The following is a 22,872-nucleotide window of genomic DNA, read 5'->3' on the forward strand; positions in this document are numbered from 1 at the left end:
CCCCGCCAGTTAGATCACTGCAGCTTGCGAGCGGGATCGCGAAGGTTCTGGACTATGTCTTTCACCGAAGCGCGGGGTGCATCGCCGCGGCACAGGCCCTGGATCGCGAGCTGCCGGGCGTAGCTCGAGTTCAGGTCCCTGAAACTCTTCCATTCAGGCTTCTGCGTTTCCGTCCAGGCGCCATCGGTGAAGCGCGCATAGCTCTTCATCTCGGCGGTCGAGCAGCGCACGGCCTCGTAGTAAGCCGTGAGTGCGCCACCCGTGTTGTGCGTGCTGCTTGCCACGACCACATAGCGTGCGATCCCGTCATCGGTGATCGTGATGGTGCCTGGATCGACGCCGAACTTGAGTGTCATATAGGGTGGCATCGCGATCGGTTCGAGGCGCTTCACATCGAACTTCGGTGGAGGCGGCGCCTCGCTTTCCTTCCATTCGCCATCCGCGCTCGTGACCTTCGGCGGCAAGGGCATGCCGCCCTGGGCCCAGTCGGGGTTGTCGGTGTTGTAGCCCTTCGAGCTGCACGCGGCAACGAGCGCGCACAGGCCGACAAGGATCAGCGCGCGTTCAACGCGGCGCATGGTGGGAGCCGTTGGGCGGGGGAGGGGCGTCGTTCGCGAGTTTGGCATTGGGGTCCGGGTCGAAGCTTGCACCCGGGGGCAGCTCGAAATTAGGTTCATGGCCTGGTGCGGCAGGATGGCGCTCGAACTCTCGGGCGCGCACGTTGCTGCGCAGGAAGCGATTGCGGAAATCCTGCCGTGGCAGGTAGCGAGCAAGCTCGGTCAGCGCCATCTCGTAGACGCCGCGCTTGAACTCGACGACAACGTCGAGCGGCACCCAGTAGTCGTGCCAGCGCCAAGCGTCGAATTCGGGATGGTCGGTGGCACGCAGGTTGAGATCCCAATCGTGGCCGACGAGTTGCAGCAAATACCAGATTTGTTTCTGGCCCTTGTAGTGGCCCCGTGCGTCACGGCGGATGAACCGATCCGGCACCTCGTAGCGCAACCAGTCGCGGGTACGGGCCACGATGCGCACATGCTCCGGATGGAGCCCCACTTCCTCATGCAGTTCCCGGAACATGGCTTGCTCGGGACTTTCGCCACGGTCTATGCCGCCTTGCGGAAACTGCCAAGAATGCGTGCGTATGCGTTTGCCCCAGAAAACCTGGTTTCTCTGGTTGAGCAGGATGATGCCGACGTTGGGCCTGAAGCCGTCCCGGTCGAGCATAATCAAACCCCAATTTTTGAACTGAGTCGATTATGCATGCCGGGTTGCCCTCGGCAAGCTGCGATGCAGGCTCTCAGGGTCTCTCCGGGGGAGCAGTCCCCCACTTCCATTCCGTTTCCATCACCGCGATCCCGATGAAAGCTTCCCGATTTTTTGTCCCCACCCTCAAGGAAGCGCCCGCCGATGCCGAGGTGGCAAGCCACCGGCTGATGATGCGGGCCGGCATGATCAAGAAGCTCGGCACGGGCATCTACACGTACATGCCCATGGGTTTGCGCGTGATCCGCAAGGTCGAGGCGATCGTGCGCGAAGAGATGAACCGGGCGGGCGCCGTCGAAATGACGATGCCCGTGGTGCAGCCAGCCGAGTTCTGGCAAGAGACCGGCCGATTCGACAAGATGGGCCCCGAGCTGCTGCGCATCAAGGACCGGCATGACCGCGACTTCGTGATCCAGCCCACCAGTGAAGAGGTGGTGACCGACATCGCGCGGCAAGAAATCCGCAGCTACAAGCAGCTGCCGAAGAATTTCTACCAGATCCAGACCAAGTTCCGCGACGAGCGCCGTCCGCGCTTCGGCCTGATGCGCGGGCGCGAATTCATCATGAAGGACGCCTACAGCTTCGACCGCGACCTCGATGCAGCCAAGGCCAGCTACCAGGTCATGGCACAGGCCTACCGCAACATCTTCGACCGCTTCGGCCTGCGCTACCGCGCCGTGGCGGCCGACAGTGGCGCCATCGGCGGCGACCTGAGCGAAGAGTTCCAGGTGATCGCCGCCACCGGCGAAGACGCCATCGTCTATTGCCCCGACAGCAACTACGCCGCCAACATGGAAAAGGCCGAGGCGCTGGCCCCGGCCGGTCCGCGTCCCTCACCCGCCAACGCGCTCGAGAAGACGCCGACCCCCGGCAAGAGCACCTGCGCCGATGTGGCCGAACTGCTCGGCGTGCCGCTGTCGACCACCATCAAGTCGCTGGTGCTGGCCACCGACATCGTCGATGAGGCCGGCAACCCGAAGGGCTCGCAGGTCTGGCTGCTGCTGCTGCGCGGCGACCACGACATGAACGAGATCAAGGTCAGCAAGCTCCCGGGCCTGAACCAGGGCTTCCGCTTTGCGACCCTGGCCGAAATCGAAGACCACTTCGGCTGCAAGCCCGGCTACCTGGGCCCGCTGAACCTCAAGAAGCCGGTCAAGCTCGTGGCCGACCGCGAAGCCGCCGTGCTGGCCGACTGGATCACCGGCGCCAACGAAGTCGACTTCCACATGACCGGCGTCAACTGGGGCCGCGACCTGCCCGAGCCCGACCTGGTGGCCGATATCCGCAACGTGGTCGCGGGCGACGCCTCGCCCGACGGCAAGGGCCTGCTGGCCATCGAACGCGGCATCGAAGTCGGCCACGTCTTCGTGCTCGGCACGAAGTACAGCAAGGACATGAACGCCACCTACCTCGACGAAGGCGGCAAGCCGCAGTTCCTCGAGATGGGTTGCTACGGCATCGGCATCACGCGCCTGCCCGCGGCGGCCATCGAACAGAACCACGACGAGCGCGGCATCATCTGGCCCGACGCGCTGGCCCCGTTCACCGTGGTGGTCTGCCCGATCGGCATGGACCGCAGCCCCGAGGTCAAGGTGGCGGCCGAAGCGCTCTATGAAGAACTGCTCGCCAAGGGTGTCGATGTGCTGCTCGACGACCGCGGCGAACGCCCTGGCGCGATGTTTGCCGACTGGGAGCTCATCGGCGTGCCCCACCGCGTGGTGATCTCCGACCGTGGCCTCAAGGAAGGCCAGCTCGAATACCAGCATCGCCGCGATACCGCCGCAACCAAGGTGCCCGCGGCCGGCATCGCCGACTTCATCGCCGGCAAACTCGCCGCATGAGCCTGCCGGGCCGTCCCGACGATCTCGCGGTGACGGCCGCGCAGGGTGATGGCATCAGCCGCCGGCGGTGCATCACCGGCGCCGCGGTTGCAGGTGCTCTCTCGCTGGTTTCGGTGCCGCGCATCGCCTTTGCCGGCGCCCAGATCGAGGAGCCGCTGATCGACTCGGTGCGTACCGCGCTCAGCTCGGCCATCCACAACAAGGCGCCACCGGTGCCGCAGTTCGCGAACACCGAAGCCCGCCTGGCCTACCTGCGTTGGCTCGGCGAGATGAGCGAACGCCTCAAGAAGAAGATCGCCGACGCGCCCTCGCGCATCGAATTCCTGCAGACCGCCTGGTACGAAGCCAAGCGCTCGGGGCTCGACGTGAGCCTGGTGCTGGGGCTGGTGCAGGTCGAGAGCAACTTCCGCAAGTTCGCGGTGTCGAGCGCCGGCGCGCGCGGCTACATGCAGGTCATGCCGTTCTGGACGCGCGTGATCGGCGACAGCGATCCGGGCAAGCTGTTCCACATGCAGACCAATCTGCGTTTCGGCTGCGTGATCCTGCGCCATTACCTCGACCGCGAGAACGGCGACCTGTACATGACGCTGGGTCGCTACAACGGCAGCCGGGGCAAGTCGCCGTACCCGAACGCCGTGTTCTCGAACCAGCGGCTCTGGGCCTACGACGACAAGGCGCGCGAACGCGAGCGCGACAAGGATCGTTCGGCAGCTTGAATCTGAGTGTCAGGAATACCGGGGAGCCGGCTTTGCCGGGCCGTCGGTGAAGGGAAGGCGAAGCAGCGCAACCTGCGGGCGGGTCAAGTCCTGGTCACCATGACCTGGTCGATGCGGTAGCTGTCCACGTCCATCACCTCGAAGGTATAGCCGCCCCAAGCCACGCTGTCCGTGCGCTTGGGCACGCGGCGCAGCATCACCATCAGGAAGCCGGCCAGCGTCTCGTACTCCTCGGCATGCGGCAGCTCGTCGATGTGGAGCGCGCGCTGCACGTCCTGGATGGGCGTGATGCCGTCGATCAGCCACGAGTTCTCGTCGCGCTTCACGATCTGCTCTTCGTCGGGTGTCGACACCAGGTCGCCCATCACCGTGCTCATCACGTCGTTGAGCGTGATCACGCCCACCACGAGGCTGTATTCGTTGACGATGATCGCGAAGTCTTCGTGCGCCTGCCGGAACTGCTCCAGCACTTCGGTGAGCGAGAGCCGGTCGGGAATCACCAGCGCCTTGTGCAGCGTCAGGCCCTGGTCGAAGGCCAGCGGCTGGCCGCTCAGCACGCGCTGGAACATGTCCTTGGCGTCCACGTAGCCCAGCACATGATCGATGTCGCCGTCGCACACCGGATAGGCCGAAAAAGGCTCTGCCACGATGCGCGCGCGCAGCACCGATTCCGGGTCGTCGTGCAGGAACCACGCGATGCTGTCGCGCGCGGTCATCACGCTGCTGACCAGCCGTGTCTCAAGCTCGAACACATTGGCGATCACCTGCTGCTCGCGCACCGCGAGCACGCCGGCCCGGGCGCCGGCCTCGGTCATGGCCAGGATGTCGGCCGATGTGATCTTGTCGTCGCGCGCCATCGGCATGCCGAGCGCCTTGAAGAGCAGATCGGTGCAGCGCGTGAAGAACCACACCAGAGGCTTGAAGGTGGTGATAAGCAACTGCATCGGCCCGACCAGCCGCACCGCCAACTGTTCGGGGTTGCTCATGCCGAGCCGCTTGGGGAACAGGTCGGCGAACACCAGGAACACCGCGATGACGATCACGAAGGAGCAAAGAAAGGCGATGTTGGCCGAAGCCTCGACGCTCAACCACCGCTCGAAGAACATCGCGAAGTACGGGCTCAGCGAGCCTTCGCCCACGACGCCGCCAAGAATCGCCACCGCATTGAGCCCGATCTGTACCACGGTGAAGTAGTGGCCGGGCTGCTCCTGCACGCGCAGCACTTTCTCCGCGCGCGGGTCGCCTTCGTCGGCCATCTGGCGCAGGCGCAGGCGGCGCGAGGCGGCCAGCGTGATTTCGGCGAGGGAAAAGAACGCGCTCATCGCAATCAGCAGAACGATGATGAGCAGGCTTTGGGTAAGGGTCATGGTGGCACTGTGAAGAGTGCCATGGTGCCATGACTCGGCCCCGGCAAAACGGTCAGACGCCGCCGTGGGGGTGGGTCGGGTCGACCCAGAGCACCGATTCGGGTTTCTCCACGGGCTCGATGTCGAGGTTCACCGCCACCGCTTCGCCGTCGCTGCGGCACAGCACGCATTCGAGCGTTTCGGTCGCGCTGGCGTTGATTTCCTGGTGCGGCACGAAGGGCGGCACGTAGATGAAGTCGCCTGGGCCGGCCTCGGCCGTGAACTCGAGCTTGTCGCCCCATCGCATGCGGGCCCGGCCGCGCACGACGTAGATCACCGATTCGAGATGCCCGTGGTGATGGGCGCCGGTCTTGGCGTCGGCATGGATGGTCACCGTGCCGGCCCAGAGCTTCTGCGCACCTACGCGGGCGAAGTTGATGGCCGCGGCCCGGTTCATGCCGGGCGTCTGTGCGGTGTTGGCGTCGAGCTGGTTGGCCGCGATCACACGCACGCCATCGTGCTTCCAGGCGGGGCCGGCTTCGCCGTCATGCGAATGGCCGTGATCTGCGTGATCGTGGCTCATTGCGCTTGCCTTGAAATCAGGCGGGGTTGCCGTTGAGCACCTGCTGCAGCTCGCCCGACTCGTACATCTCCATCATGATGTCCGAGCCGCCGACGAATTCGCCCTTCACGTAGAGCTGCGGGATCGTGGGCCAGTTGCTGTATTCCTTGATGCCCTGGCGGATGCCGTCGTCTTCGAGCACGTTGACGGTCTTGAGCGTCCTGGTGTCGACGCCGACCGCCTTGAGGATCTGGATGGCGCGGCCCGAGAAGCCGCACATCGGAAAGCTGGCATTGCCCTTCATGAAGAGCACGAGGTCGTTGGTTTTGACGAGATCGTCGATGCGTTGTTGGGCGTCGGACATGGGGACTCCTGAAAAGTGGGCTGGGGGGATTATTTCACCGTGCGCCAGATTCCGCCGGAGCAGCGCTGGATGCCGGCCAGGTCTTCCCGGCTTTGGACTTCGGTGAAACCGCGTTCGGCGAGCAACTGGTGCACGGCCACGGCCTGGTCATGGCCGTGCTCGAGCAGCAGCCAGCCGCCTGGCGCGAGGTGATCGGGGGCCGTGCGGACGATCTGGCGGATGTCGTCGAGCCCGTCGGCGCCGGCAACCAGCGCCGAAGAGGGCTCGTGGCGCAGCGCGGGCAGATGCGGGTCATTTGCGGCGATGTACGGCGGATTGCTGGCGATGACCGTGTAGCCGCTCGCGGCGCCATCGAGCCAGTGGGCCTGGGCAAAGCGTACCGGCAGGCCCAGGCGCCGTGCATTGGCCTCGGCAACCGCGAGCGCATCGGCGCTGGCATCGACCGCATCGACCTGCGCATCGGGGCGAGCGTGTTGTAGAGCCAGCGCGATCGCGCCGCTGCCCGTGCCAAGGTCGAGCGCGCGCGGGGCTGCATGGCCTTCCAGGCACTGCAGGGCCCATTCGACCAGCGTCTCGGTGTCCGGCCGCGGCACCAGCACGCGTGCGTCCACCTGCAGGTTGAGGCCATGAAACTCCTTCTCGCCCAGCAGGTAGGCGACCGGTTCGCCAGCCAGCCGGCGCGACAGCTGCGCCGAGAGGGCGGGCCACGCCGCCTCGGGGAGCGCATCGGTGTCATGGGCCAGCAGCCAGGCCCGGTCGTGCGGCGCGCGGCCGAGCGCATGCAGCAGCAGCAACTGCGCATCGAGCCGGTCGATGCCCAGCGCGACCGCCGCGCCCAGCGCCTGCGCCACGGTAGACGGCGTGGTGGTGGCCGTCATCACGCCGGCAAGCTCGATTCCAGCTCGGCCAGCTGCTCGGCCTCGCGCGCGGCGCGCAGGGCGTCGAGCACGTCGCCGAGATCGCCTTCCATGATGGCAAGCAGCTTGTAGAGCGTGAGGTTGATCCGGTGGTCGGTGAGCCGGCCCTGCGGAAAGTTGTAGGTGCGGATGCGGTCCGAGCGGTCGCCGCTGCCGATGAGGCCCTTGCGCATTGCCGCGTCCTTGGCGGCGCGCTCGCTGCGGTCTTTCTCCTGGATGCGCGCCGACAGCACCTGCAGCGCCTTGGCCTTGTTGCGGTGCTGGCTGCGGTCGTCCTGGCACTCGGCCACGATGCCGGTCGGGATGTGCGTGATGCGCACGGCCGAGTCGGTCTTGTTGATGTGCTGGCCGCCGGCGCCGCTCGCGCGGTAGGTGTCGATGCGCAGGTCGGCCGGGTTGATCTGCACCGCCACGGCTTCGTCGGGCTCGGCCAGCACGGCGACCGTGCAGGCGCTGGTGTGGATGCGGCCCTGCGTCTCGGTGGCCGGCACGCGCTGCACGCGGTGGCCGCCCGATTCGAAGCGCAGATGGCCGAACACCTCGTCGCCAACGACGCGGATCACCACTTCCTTGTAGCCGCCGAGCTCGCTTTCGCTTTCGCTCACGACCTCGCAGCGCCAGCCGGCGCGCTCGCAGTAGCGCGTGTACATGCGCAGCAGGTCGCCCGCGAACAGGGCGGATTCGTCGCCGCCCGTGCCGGCGCGGATTTCGAGAAAGGCGTTGCGCGTGTCGTCGGGGTCCTTGGGCAGCAGCAGGCGCTGCAGCTCTTCTTCGAGCTGCACCAGCTCGGCTTCGGCACCGGCGATTTCTTCGCGCGCCATCTCGGCCATGTCGGGGTCGTCGAGCATTTCCTTCGCACCGGCGATGTCGGCCTCGCGCTGCCTGTAGCGCTCATAGCGGCCGGCGATCTGCGTGACCTCGGCGTGCTCGCGCGAGATGGTGCGGTACTGCGCCATGTCGCTCATGATGTCTTCGCGCGAAAGCAGGAAGTCGAGTTCACCCAGACGCTGGGCGTAGCGTTCGAGTTGGTGGCGCAGAAAGGATTTCACAGCGAAAGGGGCTCGAAAAAATGGGGAAAGAGTGCCGCGAGGGTGCGACGAAGGCAGGGCGCATGAAGGCCGCGGCGCACGGCGCACGGCACAGGGCCAGGCCGGGCTGCTGACGAGCGTCGCTAACGCTCTTTGCGCAGGAACAGGCGCGAGATGGTCTGTGCCGTCTGCTCGCGCGAGGTGGCGTCGCCCGAATGCAGCTCGGCCATGGCGCCGTGCATCATCTTCTGCGTGAGCCCGCGCGACATGGCTTCGAGCACCGCCTCGATCGATTCGCCCTTGGCGAGCAGCTTGCGCGCGCGCGCCATTTCGGCGGCGCGCCATTCATCGGCCTGCGCATTGAGCTGCTGGATCAGCGGCACCGTGCCGCGTTGGCCCAGCCAATGCATGAAGCTCTGCACGCCGGCATCGATGATGACTTCGGCCTGCGCCACGGCGGCCTGCCGGTTGGCCTGGCCCTGCTGCACCACTTGCGCGAGGTCGTCGACGGTGTAGAGGTAGACGTCTTCCAGCGCCTTCACTTCGGGTTCGATGTCGCGCGGCACGGCCAGGTCGACCATGAACATCGGGCGATGCTTGCGCGCCTTGAGCGCGCGCTCGACGGCACCCAGGCCGATGATCGGCAGCGTGCTTGCGGTGCAGCTCACGACGATGTCGAATTCGGCGAGCCGCGCCGGCAGGTCGGCCAGGCGCATCGCCTCGCCGCCGAAGCGCGAGGCCAGCTTCTCGCCGCGTTCGAGCGTGCGATTGGCAATGGCGATGGACTTCGGGTCTTTGGCGGCAAAGTGCGTCGCGGCCAGGTCGATCATTTCGCCTGCGCCGACGAACAGCACGCGCGTCTTGTGCAAGTCTTCGAAGAGTTGGCCGGCCAAACGGACCGCCGCGGCGGCCATGCTGATCGAGTGCGCGCCGATCTCGGTGGCGGTACGGACTTCTTTGGCAACCGCGAACGAACGCTGGAACAACTGGTTGAGCGTGGTGCCCAGCGCGCCGGCGGTTTCGGCCGCGCGCACCGCGTCTTTCATCTGGCCGAGGATCTGGGCTTCGCCGAGCACCATCGAGTCGAGCCCGCTGGCCACGCGGAAGGCATGGCGGGCGGCTTCGTCGTCGTGCAGCGTGTAGGCATGCGAGCGCAGCAGGGCAGGGGCCACGCCGCCGCTCTGGGCCAGCCAGCCGAAGGTGTGGTCGAGCGCGATGTGCTCGGAGGCGCAGTAGATCTCGGTGCGGTTGCAGGTGGAGATGATCGCGGCCTCGACCTGGGGGTGGCGGCCGGTGGCGAAGGAACTGCGCAGGCTCTGCAGCGTGGGGGCGATCTGATCAAGCGCGAACGCAAAACGACCGCGCAGATCGAGCGGCGCGGTCGTGTGGTTCAAGCCAAGGGCCCAGACTGACATGGCCGTGATTATAAAATCAGCAGCCGCTCCAGGGTTGCCGGGGGACAAATGGCATTCCCTATGACAGCCATAACTTTCGCAGCATGACCTGACGCCCGCGTGCGGCCCACCCGATGGACCTGCTGGACCTCCTCAACCACCTCCTCAATTTCGTCGCGCCCGCGGCCTTCATCGCCCTTGTGCTGGCCTTCGCCGGCCGGTATCTGGGCGGGCGGCGCGCCGGCGTTCCGCGCTGGTGGGTGCAGTGGGCGCTGACCTTCGCGGCCGGCGTGGGGGTGTCGCTGATCGGTCTGGTCGTGTTCGGCCGCGACGGGATGATGGCGACCTATGCGGCGCTGGTGGTGGTCTGCGGCACCGTCCAATGGCTGGCGATGCGCGGCTGGCGCCGCTGAAACCCGGTCAGTCCAGCCGCCGGGCCATGTAGACCGAGGCGCCCGGGTAGGTGGCGAGGCGGGCCTGCTGGTCGGTGCCCGCAGGCTGCGCCGCCACATAGCCCTGCCGTTCCCAGAAACCCACCGAGGCCTGCACGGACACCAGCGTCGAATGCCGCCAGCCGGCCTGCATGGCGTGCGCCCAGGCATGGCGCACCAGCCTCGGCCCCAGGCCCAGCCCCGAAGCCTCGGGGTGCACCGCCAGATCGTGCAGGTACAACGAGTCGGCATCCGGCGCGACCTCGAACTCGCCGTGCAGCGGCGTGAGCTTGCCGATCACCGAGGGATAGCCCGCCAGATAGGCCCGCACGCCGCCCCCGTGCTCGGCGACCCAGCCCGTGTGGGGCGCGGTCGCGAGCCGCCGTGCGATCAGCACGCCGTCTTCCACGAAGCCTGCGCCATAGCAGGCAAGCTGGATCGCGAGCACGGCGTCGAGGTCGTCCGCGCGCATCGCGCGCACCCGTGCCGCGTCTGGTGCCATCAGGCCAGCAGCAGCTTGTCGTCGTCGAGCTTTTCGCCGCGCGTCTGCTCGAACATGCGCAGCAGGTCGGGCACGTCGAGGCCCGCGCGCTGCGGCCCGGCCACGTCGAGGATCACCTGGCCCTCGTGCAGCATCACCGTGCGCGAACCGTAGTCCAGCGCCTGCCGCATGCTGTGCGTGACCATCATTGCGGTCAGCTGGCTGCCCTCGACGATCTTCGCGGTCAGCTCCAGCACGAAGGCTGCCGTCTTCGGGTCGAGCGCGGCCGTGTGTTCGTCGAGCAGCAGGATGCGCGAGGGCTTGAGCGACGCCATCAAGAGGCTCACCGCCTGTCGCTGCCCGCCCGACAGCAGGCCGATGCGATCGGCCAGCCGGTTTTCGAGCCCCAGCTTCAGGATCGACAGCTTCTCGCGGAACAGCTCGCGCAGGTTGCGATTGAGCGAAAAGCCGAAGCCGCGCCGCTCGCCGCGCTTCCACGCCAGCGCCATGTTCTCCTCGATGGTCAGCGCCTCGCAGGTGCCGGCCATCGGGTCCTGGAACACGCGGGCCACCATGCCCGAGCGCTGCCAGGCGTTCATGCGCGTCACGTCCTTGCCGTCGATCTCGATGTTGCCCTTGTCGACGATCAGGTCGCCGCTCACCGCATTCAGAAAGGTCGACTTGCCCGCGCCGTTCGAGCCGATCACGGTGACGAACTGGCCGGTGGGAATCTCCAGACTGAGGCCGCGCAGCACGCGGTTCTCGATCGGCGTGCCCGGGTTGAAAGTCATCTCGAGTTGTTGGGCGCGCAACATCAGTTCTTCCCCTTGAAGAGGGCGCCCAGCTTGCGCTTGTAGGCGGGCACCAGCAGCGCGAACGCCACCAGCACGGCGGTGACCAGGTTCAGGTCTTGCGCCTGCAGGCCCATGAAGTCGGTATTGAGTGCCATCGCAATGAAGAAGCGGTACAGCAGCGCGCCCAGCACGCAAGCCAGCGTGGTGATGACCATGCTGCGCGCGGGCAGCAGCGTCTCGCCGATGATCACCGCGGCCAGGCCGATCACGATCGTGCCCACGCCCATCGAGATGTCGGCCGTGCCCTGGCTCTGCGCGAACAGCGCACCGGCCAGTGCCACCAGCGCATTCGACAGGGCCAGGCCCGCCATCGTGTGGAAGTCGGTCGAAATGCCCTGGGCCCGCGCCATGCGGGCGTTGCCGCCGGTGGCGCGCATCGCCAGGCCGGCCTCGGAGGCGAAGAACATGTCGACGAGGATCTTGGCCGCGATCACGATCAGCAGCAGCAACAACGGCTTGGCCCATTGCTCGGGCATGCCGCCGAAGCTGACCATGCTGAACACGGTGGGTTCGGTGATGAGCGCCACGTTGGGCTTGCCCATCACGCGCAGGTTGATGGAGTACAGCGCGATCATCACCAGGATGCTCGCGAGCAACTGCATGATCTTCAGCTTGACGTTGAGCCAAGCGGTGACCCAGCCCGAGACGGCACCGGCCACGCAGGCCACGGCGGTCGCGGCGACCGGATTCCAGCCGGCAACGATCAGCGTCGCGGCCACGGCGGCGCCCAGCGGAAAGCTGCCGTCCACCGTGAGGTCGGGGAAATTGATGATGCGAAACGACATGAAGACGCCCAACGCGACCAGTCCGAATATCAGACCGATCTCGATGGCGCCCAGCGATGCAATGAGGGACATGTGGGGGCTTCCGGCGAGGCAGGAACAGGCGCGCCGCCCTCGTTGAAAAGAGGGCGGCCGGCCTGTAGAGGGCTTACTTGGTGCTCACGACCTTTGCCGTCTTCAGCAGCGCGTCGGACAGCGTCACGCCCTGCAGCTTGGCTGCGTCGGGGTTCACCACCAGCTCGAAGTTGGTGCTGGTCTGCGAGGCGATCGTGCCGGGCTTCTCGCCCTTGAGGATGCGCACCACGATCTTGCCGGTCTGGCGGCCAATGTCGCTGTAGTTCAGGCCGAGGGCGGCCACGGCGCCGCGCTCGACGGTGGCGGTGTCGGCGGCCACCACGGGCAGCTTGGCCTGTTGTGCCACCTTCACGATGCCCTCGAAGGCCGAGACCACGTTGTTGTCGGTCGGCGTGTAGATCACGTCAGCCTTGCCCACCAGGCTCTGCGCGGCGGTCGGCACGTCCACGGTGCGGGCGGCGGCGGCCTCGACCACGGTCATGCCGGCGTCGGCGGCGGCCTTCTTCAGCGCGGCGACGATGGCCACCGAGTTGGCTTCGCCGGGGCTGTAGATCACGCCGATGCGCTTGGCGTTCGGCACCACCTGCTTGATCAGGCCGATGTGCTTTTCGAGCGGCGACAGGTCCGACACGCCCGTCACGTTGGTGCCGGTGGCGTCCCAGTTCTTCACCAGCTTGGCGGCGACCGGGTCGGTGATGGCCGAGTACACGACCGGAATGGTCTTGGTGGCGGCCACCACGGCCTGTGCCGACGGCGTGGCGATGGCCACGATCACGTCGGGCGCGTCGCCGATGTACTTGCGGGCGATCTGGGCGGCGGTGCCCACGTTGCCTTGGGCGCTCTGGTAGCTGAACTTGAGGTTCTTGCCCTCTTCATAGCCCGCGGCCTTGAGTTCGGCCTTCACGCCGTCGCGCACGGCGTCGAGCGCCGGGTGTTCGACGATGGCCGTCACGGCCACCGACTTGGTGTCGGCCGCGAAGGACGGCGCGGCAGCCAGGATGCCGAGGGCCAGGGCCACTGCGCTGAAGGGTGTGCGAAGCAAAGCGTTTTTCACGAGAGAGGTCTCCGGATGGGGGTGGATGCGTCTGATGAGGCTGCCGGCGCAGGCCGGGGCCAGGAATTCAGCGGCCTGGAATCGCGGCATGCAATTCCGGCAGCTTCGGAGTCTAGATCGTACTTTGCACAATTAAGGTGCATGAACCCCTCGGGCTTACCCCGCTTTGAGAAATACAATTTCATTGATTGGAGATAGTAAGAGATGAAATTGCATGAGATTGAACTCGACAGAATCGACCGGAAGATTCTCGAGCACCTGCAGGCGCATGGCCGCGCATCGAACCTGGAGCTGTCGGAAGTGGCCAATCTCTCGCCCGCGCAGTGCCTGCGGCGGCACCGGCGGCTGGAAGAGCTGGGCCTCATCAGCGGCTACGCGGCGCGGCTGAACGCGCGCCACGTGGGGCTGGGCGTGATCGCCTTCATTCACGTGACCATGGCCCGCGGCCATGTCGACGAGTTGCCCAAGTTCCAGGACCTGATCGCCGACCTGAAGCAGATCCTGGAGTGCTACTCGGTGACGGGCGACTTCGACTACGTGCTCAAGGTCGTCGCGCAAGACCTGGAGTCGCTCTCGCAATTCCTGATGCACACGCTGATGCACATGCCCGGCGTGTCGGCGGTGCGCTCCAGCGTGTGCCTCAACGAGATCAAGTTCACCACGGCCCTGCCGTTGGCGTAGGGCTCAGGTCGGCATGCCGGGGATCGGCGAGCTGGAAGTGGCGGGCGCCGGCGCGGCTGCGGCCGGCCCGGCGGGCGAGGGCGCCATCATGAAGGTGGTCGGCGTCGCCATCGGCAGCGAGGCCTTCTGGAGCTCATCGAGGATCACGAACAGCAGGTCGCTGCGCACGCCGCCCGCCAGGCGGGGGCTCGCCACGTAGGCGATTGCCTGGAAGATCAGCAGCCCGTTCTCGATGCCCTCGAGCGTGAGCGACGGCGCGGGCGTTTCGAGCACGCCTTCGTGCGAGCGGCAGGCCGAAAGGATCAGCTCGCGCACGCGCTGCGCGTCGGTGGTCAGCGGCATCGGCAGGCGGATCAGCACGCGGCCCTCGGCATTGGCCAGCGTCATGTTGCGCACGGTCTTGGTGATGAACTCCGAGTTCGGCACGATCAGCGTCGAGCGGTCGCCCAGCTGGATCTCGGTGGCGCGCACGTTGATGCGCCGCACGTCGCCTTCGGCCGTGCCCAGCACCACCCAGTCGCCCACCTTCACCGGCTGCTCGGCCAGCAGGATCAGCCCCGAGATGAAGTTCTGCACGATGGCCTGCAAGCCGAAGCCGATACCCACCGACAGCGCACTCGCCACCCACGCGATGCGCTCGATGCCGATGCCCAGCGCCGACAGCGTGAACGCGATCACCAGGATGCCGCCCACATAGCCCAGCAGCGTGGTGATCGAGCTCTGCATGCCCGGTTCGAGCTGCGTGTTGGGCAGGTAGCTGCGCTCGAGCCAGCGCTTGAAAATGCGCAGCATGATGAAGCCGACCACCGCCACCCCGACCGCGCTGAGGATCGCGCCCGGCACCAGCTGGAACTCGCCCACCTTCACGCCGGTGCCGAACTTGCCGCTGCGCTGGAACACCTCGCCGGGGCCTGTGCCCAGCGGCGCGGCCAGCGCGATCAGCATGTAGAAGAACAGCGCGACCCGGCTCAGCGCGGAAAGCACCGTGGCGGCCTGGTCCAGCGTCTGCGGCGCGAGGTTGAAGCTCTTCTGCAGCCGCTGGCCGAAGGCGCTGCGCGACGACACGGTGGCCATGAACACGTCGTCCGCGAACTTGAACAGCACGTAGAAGGCTGCGGCCACGATGCCGCTCCAGGTGAGCTGCGAGGCCAGGAAGCTCGCCAGCGCCACGTAGCCGAGCGCCACCAGCACCCAGATCGCGATCATCAGTGCGCCGATCAGCGCCACCAGCAGGCCGACCCACATCGGCCGCTCGGGCAGTCCGGCTTCCTGTGCATCGGCGCGCAGCGGCTTCACCAGGTAGAGCACCGAGGCAACAAGGGCCGTGAGCATCAACGCCGTGAGCACGTGCGTGGCGACCACCGCCGCAAAGCTGGCGTCGATCAGCGCATTGACCTCGGCCGGTGTCCACGCCAGCGCCGCCACCAGCGCGACCAGCCAGGGCAGGGCGGCCAGGCGCGTGGCCATCGCATCGGGAATCGGCGGCAAGCGCCACGAAGGCCGGCGCGTGGCCAGCAGCCCGCGCCCCAACCCGATCACGAAGGCCATGAACACCATCGCCTGTGCCGTCGACTGCAGCACCCTGCGCGCCTGCGGCTCCCAGGTGGCGTATTCCTTCAGCACCTGGACGAAGCCGTGCGCGGCCACGGCGACCAGCAGCACGTGGCTCGCCACGATGCCGATCACCAGCACCGAGCGGCGCAGGCGCCCCGCCGGCAGGAAGCGCGCGGCGAGGCGGGTCAGCGCATGTTCGGCGGCCCAGTTGCCGAGCACCGCGAGCAGCAGCGCGGCGATCAGAGCGGCAATCACCTGCAGCCGTGTTTCGGGCTGGGTGGCGGTCAGCAGGCCATCGTTGACCGCGGCGGCCATGGCTTTCAGGCGTTCGAGGTCGTCGGGCCAGGCCTCCTTCAGGTCGCTCCAGAATTCGCCCGTGAGCGGCGAGGCCGCCCGCTCGGTGAGCTGCGCCTCGAACAGCGCCCGGCGCTGGCTGACCAGGTCGGTGCCGCGCTGCCGCACGTCGACGGACAACAGGCGCGCCAGGCGGATGTCGGCGTCGAGCGCATTGCGTTCCTTGGTCAGGCGCGCGCGCTGGCGTGTGATGTCGGGGTCTTCGGTGGCGCCCGCTGCGGGCGGGTTGCCGAGCTCGCCGAGCCGCGCATTCAGGTCGGCCAGCTCGCCGGTGCGCGCGGTGACGAACTTGTCGGCCTGCACCCCGATGTCGTTGATCTGTGCGAGCAGCTTGCGCGCGTCTTCATCGGTTTCGGCAGAGGCCGTGAGCTTGGTGAACTGCGCGCGCAACTCGGCGACGGTGGGGGCCGGAGCGGCCGTCGTGGTGCCGCTGTTGTTGCTGCTGTCCGGTTGCGCCATCGCGCCGCCGCACGTCAGAAGGGCGGCGAGGCAAAAAGTCGCGAGGCGTAGGGTCCAACTCATGGCCGCATCATAGAAGCCGCCATGTCGTAAGGGTTGGTAAGAAATACGGTGTCAGCCGGCCGGACTGAACAGGTCCACCCTGTCGGTGATGATGCCGTCGGTGCCCAGGTCGATCAGGCGGTGCGCGGCCCATTCGTCGTTGACGGTGTAGCTCAGCGCGCGCATGCCGGCGCCATGCACCTGCGCGACCACGGCTGCATCCCACAGCGCGTGATTGCAGACGACGGCCACGCAGCCGAGGTCTTGCGCGGTCTGGAGCCAGTTGCCGCGCAAGGTGTCGAGCAGCAGGCCACGCGGCAGTTCGGGCTGCGCGGCGAGCGCGCCTTTCAGCGACTCGACCTGGAAGGACGTGAGCAGCGGTGGAATGGCCGCGCCCTGCCACAGGCGCGCGGCTTCCCGCGCCACCACTTCGCCGGTCTCGCGCTCGGTGCCGGGTGTCGGCTTGATCTCGATGTTGAGCAGGTATTCGTTGGCCCGGCAGAAGCGCGCGACGTTCTCCAGCGTGGGCAGTGGTTCACCCGCGAAGCTGCGCGAATGCCAGCCGCCCGCGTCGAGCTGCGACAGCGCGCTCCAGGGCTGCGCGCCGCCGATGCCGTGGCCGCTGGTGGTGCGGTCGAGCGTGGCGTCGTGCATCAAAAAGGGCACGCCGTCGGCGCTGAGCTTGGCATCGCACTCGAACATGCGGTAGCCGTGCGAGGCGCCGAGCTTGAAAGCAGCGAGCGTGTTTTCAGGCGCGAGCTTGCCGGCGCCGCGATGCGCGACCCAGCGGGGGTAGGGCCAGGGTTTCAGCGCTGTCATCGCTCAGTCGGCGCGCTTGCCGGAGCCGGCGTCGAACCAGTGCAGCTTGTCTTCGCGCGCGGCGATCTTCACCGTGTCGCCGGCCACCGGTGGATGGTCGCCTTCGTCGGTGCGCATGATGATCTGCTCGTCGCCGATGCGGCCGTAGACCAGGCGCTCGGCGCCCAGCAGCTCGACCTGCTCGACCTGCACCGTCCAGCCGTTTTCGTCGAGGCTCATGTGCTCGGGGCGAATGCCCAGGATCTGGCCCGGGCGCACGCCCGGGGCGTGCTTGAGCAGGTTCATCGGCGGCGAGCCGATGAAGCTGGCCACGAAGGTGGTGGCGGGGCGGTTGTAGACCTCTTCGGGCGTTGCGAACTGGTCCATCACGCCGCCGTTCATCACGATGATGCGTTGCGCCAGCGTCATGGCCTCGACCTGGTCGTGCGTGACGAACAGCGAGGTGATGCCCAGCTCGCGGTGCAGCTTCTGGATTTCGAGGCGGGTCTGCGCACGCAGCTTGGCGTCGAGGTTCGATAGCGGTTCGTCGAACAGAAAGACCTGCGGCTGGCGCACGATCGCGCGGCCCATGGCCACGCGCTGGCGCTGGCCGCCGGACAGCTCGCGCGGCTTGCGCGCCAGCAGGTGGCCGAGTTCGAGGATCTTCGCGGCCTTGTCGACGCGCGCCTTGATCTCGGGCACCGGCACCTTGAGGATCTTCAGGCCATAGGCCATGTTGTCGAACACCGTCATGTGCGGGTAGAGCGCGTAGTTCTGGAACACCATCGCGATGTCGCGCTCGGAGGGCTCGAGGTTGTTCACCACGCGGTTGCCGATGGCGATCTCGCCGGCCGAGATTTCCTCGAGGCCGGCGACCATGCGCAGCAGCGTCGACTTGCCGCAGCCCGAGGGCCCGACGATCACGATGAATTCATGGTCGGCGATCTCGGCGCTCACGCCGTGGATGACCTGGTTGGCTTTGGGCCCGTGGCCGTAGCGCTTGATGACGTTGCGTAGAGAGAGAGCAGCCATTTTTGGTTCAGCGTTTTATTTGTCGGTATCGACCAGGCCCTTGACGAACCATTTCTGCATGAGGACCACCACCACGGCGGGCGGCAGCATGGCCAGCACGGCGGTGGCCATCACCACGTTCCAGTCGGTCGGCGATTCGCCGTTGCCGATCATGGCCTTGATGCCGACCACGATCGGGTACATGTTCTCGCTGGTCGCGGCGATCAGCGGCCAGAGGTACTGGTTCCATCCGTAGATGAACTGGATCACGAACAGCGCCGCGATGCTGGTCTTCGACAGCGGCAGCAGGATGTCCTTGAAGAAGCGCATGGCGCCCGCGCCGTCGACGCGCGCGGCTTCGACCAGCTCGTCGGGCACCGTCAGGAAGAACTGGCGGAACAGGAAGGTGGCCGTGGCCGAGGCGATCAGCGGCACCGAGAGCCCGGCGAAGGTGTTGATCATGCCCAGGCTGGCCACCACCTGGTAGGTCGGGCCGATGCGCACTTCGACCGGCAGCATCAGCGTGATGAAGATCAGCCAGAAGCACAGGCTGCGCAGCGGGAAGCGGAAGTACACCACCGCGAAGGCCGACAGCAGCGAGATGCTGATCTTGCCGAAGGTGATGACGAAGGTGATGACCGAGCTGACCCAGATCATGCGGGCCACCGACACGTTGGCGCTGGCGCCGCTGCCGCCGACCAGGGCCGTCTTGTAGGTTTCCCAGAAGTAGTTGCCGGGCACGATGGGCATCGGCACCTGCATGATTTCCTGCGGCGTGTGCGTCGAGGCGACGAAGGCCAGGTAGATCGGGAAGACCACCAGCAGCACGCCGAAGATCATGATCGCGTGCGCGAGGATGCCGAGGGAAGGGCGGCGCTCAACCATGGCGGGCCTCCGTGGCGCGAAGAGAAACGCAGAGGCGGCGTTGTTGCATCGGGGTGGCCATCAGTACTGCACCTTTTTCTCGACGTAGCGGAACTGCAGCACAGTCAGTCCGATGACGATGACCATCAGCACCACCGACTGCGCGGCCGCGCCGCCGAAGTCCATGCCGCGGAAGCCGTCGAAGTACACGCGGTAGACCAGCGTGGCGGTGTCCTTGCCGGGGCCGCCCTGCGTGGTGGCGTCGATGATCGCGAAGGTGTCGAAGAAGGCGTACACCATGTTGATCACCAGCAGGAAGAAGGTGGTGGGCGTGAGCAGCGGGAACTGGATGGTCCAGAAGCGGCGCATCGGGCGCGCGCCGTCGATGGCCGCGGCCTCGATCAGCGACTTCGGGATCGACTGCAGGCCCGCGAGGAAGAACAGGAAGTTGTAGGAGATCTGCTTCCACACCGCCGCCATCACGACCAGCGCCATGGCGTCGTTGCCGTTGAGCAGGTGGTTCCAGCTGAAGCCCATTTTCCTGAGCCAGTAGGTGACGATGCCGACCGACGACGAGAACATGAACGACCACAGGAGGCCGGTGACGACGGGCGCCACCGCGTACGGCAGGATCAATACGCTGCGATAGAAGCGCGAACCGCGCACCACGCGGTCGGCGAAGACAGCCAGCACCAGCGCGATGCCCAGGCCCAGCACCGTGACCAGCGTCGAGAAGACCAGCGTGGTCTGGACCGAGGCCATGTAGGTGCTGTCGTTCCACAGCGCCACGAAGTTGTCGAAGCCGACCCAGGTGACCGAGTTGCCGAAGGCATCCTGCTGCTGCAGCGACTGCACCAGCGCCTGGCCGGCGGGCCAGAAGAAGAAGACGGCGACGACGATCAGCTGCGGGGCGAGCAAGGCCCAGGGCAACCAATTCGAGCGAAAGAGAACGCGTTTTTCCATGAGGAGCAGCTCAGGTCACAGACACACTAATAAGCAAACAGCCAGCACTGCACGGGGGAGCAGGCTGGCTTGTAGAGGATAAAACGAACCGAAACGAACATTCGTTCGCGCCGATTCGCCGGGTGCAGAGCTTACTTGTTTGCGGCCTGGAATTTCACCAAAAGTTCGTTTCCGCGCTTGACAGCGCTGTCCAGGGCTTCTTTCGGGGTCTTCTTGCCGGTCCAGATCAGTTCGGTTTCTTCGTCCTCGATGGCGCGGATCTGGGGCATGTTGCCCAGGCGCACGCCACGCGACTTGTCGGTCGTCTTCTTGATCATCTGGTTCACGGCCACGTCGGTGCCCGGGTTCTCCTTGTAGAAGCCCGACTGCTGGGTCAGCTCATAGGCTGCGGTCGTGATCGGCAGGTAGCCGGTGCGCATGTGGCTCTCGGACTGGACCTTGGGGCTCGACAGGAAGGTGAAGAACGCGGCCACGCCCTTGTAGTTGGCGGCCGGCTTGCCCGACATCACCCACAGGCTGGCACCACCGACGATGGTGTTCTGCGGTGCGCCCTGCACGTCCGGGTAGTAGGGCAGCGCCGATTCGGCGAACTTGAACTTGGCGTCGCGCTTCACGCTGGCATAGCTGCCCGACGAGCCGATGAACATCGCGCATTCACCCGAGGTGAACGAGGTGATCGGCTTGCTGGCGCGGCCCTTGTAGACGAAGAGGCCCTGCTTGGACATGTTGGCCAGGTTCTCGAAGTGGCGCACGTGCAGCGGCGAGTTGAACTCCAGGCGCGCGTCGAGGCCGCCGAAGCCGTTGCCCTTGGTGGCGTACGAGGTGTTGTGCCAGGTCGAGAAGCTCTCGAGCTGGGCCCAGCTCATCCACGAGGTGGTGAACGGGCACTGGTTGCCGGCGGCCTTGAGCTTGGCGGCGGCGGCCACGACTTCAGGCCAGGTGGCGGGAGCCTTTTCGGGGTCCAGGCCGGCGGCCTTGAAGGCGTCCTTGTTGTAGTAGAAGACCGTCGTCGAGCTGTTGAACGGGAACGACAGCATCTGGCCGTTGGGGGCCGTGTAGTAGCCGGCCACGGCGGGGATGTACGCCTTGGGGTCGAACTTCTGGCCGCCTTCCTTCATGACTTCGGCCACGGGCTTGATGGCGCCCTTGGAATACATCATGGTGGCCGTGCCCACTTCGAAGACCTGCAGGATGTCGGGCGCATTGCCAGAGCGGAAGGCGGCGATGCCGGCGGCCATCGACTGGTCGTATTCGCCCTTGAAGGTCGGCACGACCTTGTATTCCTTCTGGCTCTCGTTGAACTGTTTGGCGAGGTCGTTGACCCAGTCGTTCAGTGCGCCGTCCATCGAGTGCCACCACTGAATTTCGGTCTGGGCCTGGGCAAGGGCTGGCGCGGCCAGCAGGGTGGCCAGCGCGGAAGCGATGGCAAGCGTCTTGAAGCGCATAGGACTCCTGTAGAGAAAAAGTAAACCGATGATGTTAGGTTACATACGTGACGGTTTTGCGGCTTTGTCTCACGGAGTCCACAGCGCATGAAACCCGGGTAAACCCCCTTGGACGGCGTGGCGCCATCGGTCGGGGCACCCTCATGGTGCGCTGCACCATGCTAGCATCGCCCTCCCTTTTTTGGCCTAGCTTGTCGCCATGGCCGGGGCTTCCTTGAGTACCTCATGAGCAGCAAAACCTCCCTCGACAAAAGCAGGATCAAGTTCCTTTTGCTCGAGGGCATCCACCCCTCGGCCGTGGAGGTGCTGCGCGCCGCCGGCTACACCAACATCGAGTCGCTGCCGGGTGCCCTGCCCGACGCCGAACTCAAGGCCAAGATCGCCGACGTGCATTTCGTGGGCATTCGCTCGCGGACCCAGCTGACGGCCGAAGTCTTCGCGGCCGCGCACAAGCTGGTGGCGGCCGGGTGCTTCTGCATCGGCACGAACCAGGTCGACCTTGAAGCTGCCCGCGAGCATGGCGTGGCGGTGTTCAACGCACCTTTCTCCAACACCCGTTCGGTGGCCGAACTGGTGCTGGCCGAAGCCATCCTGCTGCTGCGTGGCGTGCCCGAGAAGAGCGCGGTGGCGCATCGCGGCGGCTGGCTCAAGTCGGCCGAGAACGCCTTTGAAATCCGCGGCAAGACGCTGGGCATCGTGGGCTACGGCTCGATCGGCGCGCAGCTGTCGGTGCTGGCCGAGGCATTGGGCATGCACGTCGCTTTTTTCGATGTGGTCACCAAGCTGCCGCTGGGCAATGCGCGCCAGGTGCGTGAGCTGCACCAGCTGCTGGCGCAGAGCGACATCGTGACGCTGCACGTGCCCGAGACGCAGGCCACGCAATGGATGATCGGCGAGGCCGAGTTCGCCGCCATGAAGCCGGGCGCGATCCTCATCAACGCCTCGCGCGGCACCGTGGTCGAGATCGAGGCGCTGGCCGCGGCACTGAAGGAAAAGAAGCTGCTGGGCGCCGCCATCGACGTGTTCCCGGTGGAGCCGCGCAGCAACAAGGACGAGTTCCAGTCGCCGCTGCGTGGGCTGGACAACGTGATCCTGACCCCGCACATCGGTGGCTCGACGATGGAGGCGCAGGCCAACATCGGGCTGGAAGTGGCCGAGAAGCTGGTCAAGTACAGCGACAACGGAACCTCGACCTCGTCGGTCAACTTCCCCGAGGTGGCGCTGCCCGCGCACCCCGGCAAGCATCGGCTGCTGCACATCCACCGGAACGTGCCGGGCGTGCTGTCCGAGATCAACAAGATCTTTTCGGACAACAACATCAACATCTCCTCGCAGTTCCTGCAGACCAACGAGAAGGTCGGCTATGTGGTGATGGACATCGACGCAGCCTCGTCGGACCTTGCGCTGGAGAAGCTGGCGAAGGTGAACGGGACGATCCGCAGCCGCGTGCTGTTCTAAGGCTCCGAGGTTTCTTTCACGGGGCTCGGCGATGGGGCCGGTCTCCGTGTTGCTCTCTCTCCCTCCGGGAGAGGGTTGGGGTAAGGGCGCCGGCATCAACGCCACGACACGCGCCCGGCATCCGCTCCGCGCGGT

The 22,872-nt window shown here is 66.3% G+C and carries 23 protein-coding genes; 5 read left to right on the plus strand and 18 right to left on the minus strand.

Annotation, left to right across the window (positions count from 1 at the left end):
* Positions 1-14: 14 nt before the first annotated feature.
* Together BLQ28_RS07225 and BLQ28_RS07230 are read right to left on the minus strand one after the other, a co-directional pair.
* The gene (locus tag BLQ28_RS07225; RefSeq protein ID WP_256327208.1) at positions 15-578 is read right to left on the minus strand and encodes a CNP1-like family protein; all 564 of its coding nucleotides are present in this window, start codon (positions 576-578) and stop codon (positions 15-17) included.
* Positions 565-1,224, minus strand: coding sequence for an RNA pyrophosphohydrolase (locus BLQ28_RS07230; RefSeq protein ID WP_093238028.1), 660 nt, complete (start codon positions 1,222-1,224; stop codon positions 565-567). Before BLQ28_RS07230 ends, BLQ28_RS07225 begins: the two co-directional genes overlap by 14 nt.
* A 134-nt stretch (positions 1,225-1,358) precedes the next feature.
* Between BLQ28_RS07230 and BLQ28_RS07235 the strand changes: the two genes are divergently transcribed.
* Positions 1,359-3,104, plus strand: coding sequence for a proline--tRNA ligase (locus BLQ28_RS07235; RefSeq protein ID WP_093238029.1), 1,746 nt, complete (start codon positions 1,359-1,361; stop codon positions 3,102-3,104).
* A complete protein-coding gene (locus tag BLQ28_RS07240) occupies positions 3,101-3,820 on the plus strand; it encodes a lytic transglycosylase domain-containing protein (protein ID WP_093238031.1) in 720 nt (239 codons plus the stop codon). Before BLQ28_RS07235 ends, BLQ28_RS07240 begins: the two co-directional genes overlap by 4 nt.
* An 83-nt stretch (positions 3,821-3,903) precedes the next feature.
* Here BLQ28_RS07240 and BLQ28_RS07245 read toward each other — a convergent pair whose 3' ends face one another.
* From BLQ28_RS07245 to hemA, 6 genes are all read right to left on the minus strand, one after another.
* Positions 3,904-5,187 carry a polyamine export protein PaeA gene (locus tag BLQ28_RS07245; protein WP_093238032.1) on the minus strand — a complete coding sequence of 428 codons (1,284 nt, stop codon included), beginning with the start codon at positions 5,185-5,187 and terminating at the stop codon, positions 3,904-3,906.
* A gap of 52 nt (positions 5,188-5,239) precedes the next feature.
* Positions 5,240-5,749: a cupin domain-containing protein gene (locus BLQ28_RS07250; protein WP_093238034.1), complete on the minus strand. Its 510-nt coding sequence runs from the start codon at positions 5,747-5,749 to the stop codon at positions 5,240-5,242.
* A 16-nt stretch (positions 5,750-5,765) separates the two neighbouring features.
* Positions 5,766-6,092 (minus strand): Grx4 family monothiol glutaredoxin, encoded by a 327-nt coding sequence (grxD, locus tag BLQ28_RS07255; protein WP_093238035.1) that lies wholly within the window; start codon positions 6,090-6,092, stop codon positions 5,766-5,768.
* 29 nt (positions 6,093-6,121) lie between these two features.
* Entirely contained in the window at positions 6,122-6,970 is an 849-nt protein-coding gene (prmC, locus tag BLQ28_RS07260; protein WP_093238037.1) for a peptide chain release factor N(5)-glutamine methyltransferase, read from the minus strand.
* Positions 6,970-8,058 (minus strand): peptide chain release factor 1, encoded by a 1,089-nt coding sequence (gene prfA / locus BLQ28_RS07265; RefSeq protein ID WP_093238038.1) that lies wholly within the window; start codon positions 8,056-8,058, stop codon positions 6,970-6,972. The genes prmC and prfA overlap by 1 nt, the downstream gene beginning before the upstream one ends.
* A 122-nt stretch (positions 8,059-8,180) precedes the next feature.
* Positions 8,181-9,452: a glutamyl-tRNA reductase gene (gene hemA, locus BLQ28_RS07270; protein WP_093238040.1), complete on the minus strand. Its 1,272-nt coding sequence runs from the start codon at positions 9,450-9,452 to the stop codon at positions 8,181-8,183.
* 113 nt (positions 9,453-9,565) lie between these two features.
* Between hemA and BLQ28_RS07275 the strand changes: the two genes are divergently transcribed.
* Positions 9,566-9,844 carry a hypothetical protein gene (locus BLQ28_RS07275; RefSeq protein ID WP_093238041.1) on the plus strand — a complete coding sequence of 93 codons (279 nt, stop codon included), beginning with the start codon at positions 9,566-9,568 and terminating at the stop codon, positions 9,842-9,844.
* 7 nt (positions 9,845-9,851) lie between these two features.
* On the opposite strand, the gene BLQ28_RS07280 is transcribed toward BLQ28_RS07275, so the two are convergent.
* The 4 genes from BLQ28_RS07280 to BLQ28_RS07295 all read right to left on the minus strand — a co-directional run bounded on the left by BLQ28_RS07280 (position 9,852) and on the right by BLQ28_RS07295 (position 13,108).
* Complete coding sequence (locus BLQ28_RS07280) at positions 9,852-10,364, minus strand: GNAT family N-acetyltransferase (RefSeq protein WP_093238043.1); 513 nt, start codon at positions 10,362-10,364, stop codon at positions 9,852-9,854.
* On the minus strand, positions 10,364-11,158 hold the full coding sequence (locus tag BLQ28_RS07285) for an ABC transporter ATP-binding protein (RefSeq protein WP_093238044.1): 795 nt from the start codon (positions 11,156-11,158) through the stop codon (positions 10,364-10,366). Before BLQ28_RS07285 ends, BLQ28_RS07280 begins: the two co-directional genes overlap by 1 nt.
* Positions 11,158-12,054: an ABC transporter permease gene (locus BLQ28_RS07290; RefSeq protein ID WP_093238046.1), complete on the minus strand. Its 897-nt coding sequence runs from the start codon at positions 12,052-12,054 to the stop codon at positions 11,158-11,160. The genes BLQ28_RS07285 and BLQ28_RS07290 overlap by 1 nt, the downstream gene beginning before the upstream one ends.
* Before the next feature lie 73 nt (positions 12,055-12,127).
* Positions 12,128-13,108 (minus strand): ABC transporter substrate-binding protein, encoded by a 981-nt coding sequence (locus BLQ28_RS07295; protein WP_093238047.1) that lies wholly within the window; start codon positions 13,106-13,108, stop codon positions 12,128-12,130.
* Between the two features lie 210 nt (positions 13,109-13,318).
* On the opposite strand from BLQ28_RS07295, the gene BLQ28_RS07300 reads away from it, so the two are divergent.
* Complete coding sequence (locus tag BLQ28_RS07300; protein WP_176801075.1) at positions 13,319-13,789, plus strand: Lrp/AsnC family transcriptional regulator; 471 nt, start codon at positions 13,319-13,321, stop codon at positions 13,787-13,789.
* Between the two features lie 3 nt (positions 13,790-13,792).
* On the opposite strand, the gene BLQ28_RS07305 is transcribed toward BLQ28_RS07300, so the two are convergent.
* From BLQ28_RS07305 to ugpB, 6 genes are all read right to left on the minus strand, one after another.
* A complete protein-coding gene (locus tag BLQ28_RS07305) occupies positions 13,793-16,219 on the minus strand; it encodes a DUF3772 domain-containing protein (RefSeq protein WP_093238050.1) in 2,427 nt (808 codons plus the stop codon).
* Positions 16,220-16,270: 51 nt separating this feature from the next.
* Entirely contained in the window at positions 16,271-17,017 is a 747-nt protein-coding gene (gene ugpQ / locus BLQ28_RS07310) for a glycerophosphodiester phosphodiesterase (RefSeq protein WP_093238052.1), read from the minus strand.
* Between the two features lie 3 nt (positions 17,018-17,020).
* Positions 17,021-18,028: a sn-glycerol-3-phosphate ABC transporter ATP-binding protein UgpC gene (gene ugpC / locus BLQ28_RS07315; protein ID WP_093238053.1), complete on the minus strand. Its 1,008-nt coding sequence runs from the start codon at positions 18,026-18,028 to the stop codon at positions 17,021-17,023.
* Between the two features lie 15 nt (positions 18,029-18,043).
* The gene (ugpE, locus tag BLQ28_RS07320) at positions 18,044-18,892 is read right to left on the minus strand and encodes a sn-glycerol-3-phosphate ABC transporter permease UgpE (protein ID WP_093238055.1); all 849 of its coding nucleotides are present in this window, start codon (positions 18,890-18,892) and stop codon (positions 18,044-18,046) included.
* Positions 18,893-18,952: 60 nt separating this feature from the next.
* Complete coding sequence (gene ugpA / locus BLQ28_RS07325) at positions 18,953-19,834, minus strand: sn-glycerol-3-phosphate ABC transporter permease UgpA (RefSeq protein ID WP_093238056.1); 882 nt, start codon at positions 19,832-19,834, stop codon at positions 18,953-18,955.
* Between the two features lie 131 nt (positions 19,835-19,965).
* Positions 19,966-21,279, minus strand: a complete 1,314-nt coding sequence (ugpB, locus tag BLQ28_RS07330) for a sn-glycerol-3-phosphate ABC transporter substrate-binding protein UgpB (RefSeq protein WP_093238058.1) — start codon at positions 21,277-21,279, stop codon at positions 19,966-19,968.
* Positions 21,280-21,504: 225 nt separating this feature from the next.
* Here ugpB and serA point away from each other — a divergent pair, with 225 nt between their 5' ends.
* Complete coding sequence (gene serA, locus BLQ28_RS07335) at positions 21,505-22,737, plus strand: phosphoglycerate dehydrogenase (protein WP_093238059.1); 1,233 nt, start codon at positions 21,505-21,507, stop codon at positions 22,735-22,737.
* The last annotated feature ends 135 nt before the right edge of the window (positions 22,738-22,872 follow it).

It is taken from the genome of Variovorax sp. EL159, from assembly GCF_900100965.1.
Lineage (GTDB): Bacteria > Pseudomonadota > Gammaproteobacteria > Burkholderiales > Burkholderiaceae_C > Variovorax.

Coding starts and splice junctions, on each gene's coding strand:
- BLQ28_RS07225 (WP_256327208.1), bottom strand. CDS start 578: ATGCGCCGCGTTGAACGCGCGCTGATCCTTGTCGGCCTGTGCGCGCTC.
- BLQ28_RS07230 (WP_093238028.1), bottom strand. CDS start 1,224: ATGCTCGACCGGGACGGCTTCAGGCCCAACGTCGGCATCATCCTGCTC.
- BLQ28_RS07235 (WP_093238029.1), top strand. CDS start 1,359: ATGAAAGCTTCCCGATTTTTTGTCCCCACCCTCAAGGAAGCGCCCGCC.
- BLQ28_RS07240 (WP_093238031.1), top strand. CDS start 3,101: ATGAGCCTGCCGGGCCGTCCCGACGATCTCGCGGTGACGGCCGCGCAG.
- BLQ28_RS07245 (WP_093238032.1), bottom strand. CDS start 5,187: ATGACCCTTACCCAAAGCCTGCTCATCATCGTTCTGCTGATTGCGATG.
- BLQ28_RS07250 (WP_093238034.1), bottom strand. CDS start 5,749: ATGAGCCACGATCACGCAGATCACGGCCATTCGCATGACGGCGAAGCC.
- grxD (WP_093238035.1), bottom strand. CDS start 6,092: ATGTCCGACGCCCAACAACGCATCGACGATCTCGTCAAAACCAACGAC.
- prmC (WP_093238037.1), bottom strand. CDS start 6,970: ATGACGGCCACCACCACGCCGTCTACCGTGGCGCAGGCGCTGGGCGCG.
- hemA (WP_093238040.1), bottom strand. CDS start 9,452: ATGTCAGTCTGGGCCCTTGGCTTGAACCACACGACCGCGCCGCTCGAT.
- BLQ28_RS07275 (WP_093238041.1), top strand. CDS start 9,566: ATGGACCTGCTGGACCTCCTCAACCACCTCCTCAATTTCGTCGCGCCC.
- BLQ28_RS07280 (WP_093238043.1), bottom strand. CDS start 10,364: ATGGCACCAGACGCGGCACGGGTGCGCGCGATGCGCGCGGACGACCTC.
- BLQ28_RS07285 (WP_093238044.1), bottom strand. CDS start 11,158: ATGTTGCGCGCCCAACAACTCGAGATGACTTTCAACCCGGGCACGCCG.
- BLQ28_RS07290 (WP_093238046.1), bottom strand. CDS start 12,054: ATGTCCCTCATTGCATCGCTGGGCGCCATCGAGATCGGTCTGATATTC.
- BLQ28_RS07305 (WP_093238050.1), bottom strand. CDS start 16,219: ATGAGTTGGACCCTACGCCTCGCGACTTTTTGCCTCGCCGCCCTTCTG.
- ugpQ (WP_093238052.1), bottom strand. CDS start 17,017: ATGACAGCGCTGAAACCCTGGCCCTACCCCCGCTGGGTCGCGCATCGC.
- ugpC (WP_093238053.1), bottom strand. CDS start 18,028: ATGGCTGCTCTCTCTCTACGCAACGTCATCAAGCGCTACGGCCACGGG.
- ugpE (WP_093238055.1), bottom strand. CDS start 18,892: ATGGTTGAGCGCCGCCCTTCCCTCGGCATCCTCGCGCACGCGATCATG.
- ugpA (WP_093238056.1), bottom strand. CDS start 19,834: ATGGAAAAACGCGTTCTCTTTCGCTCGAATTGGTTGCCCTGGGCCTTG.
- ugpB (WP_093238058.1), bottom strand. CDS start 21,279: ATGCGCTTCAAGACGCTTGCCATCGCTTCCGCGCTGGCCACCCTGCTG.
- serA (WP_093238059.1), top strand. CDS start 21,505: ATGAGCAGCAAAACCTCCCTCGACAAAAGCAGGATCAAGTTCCTTTTG.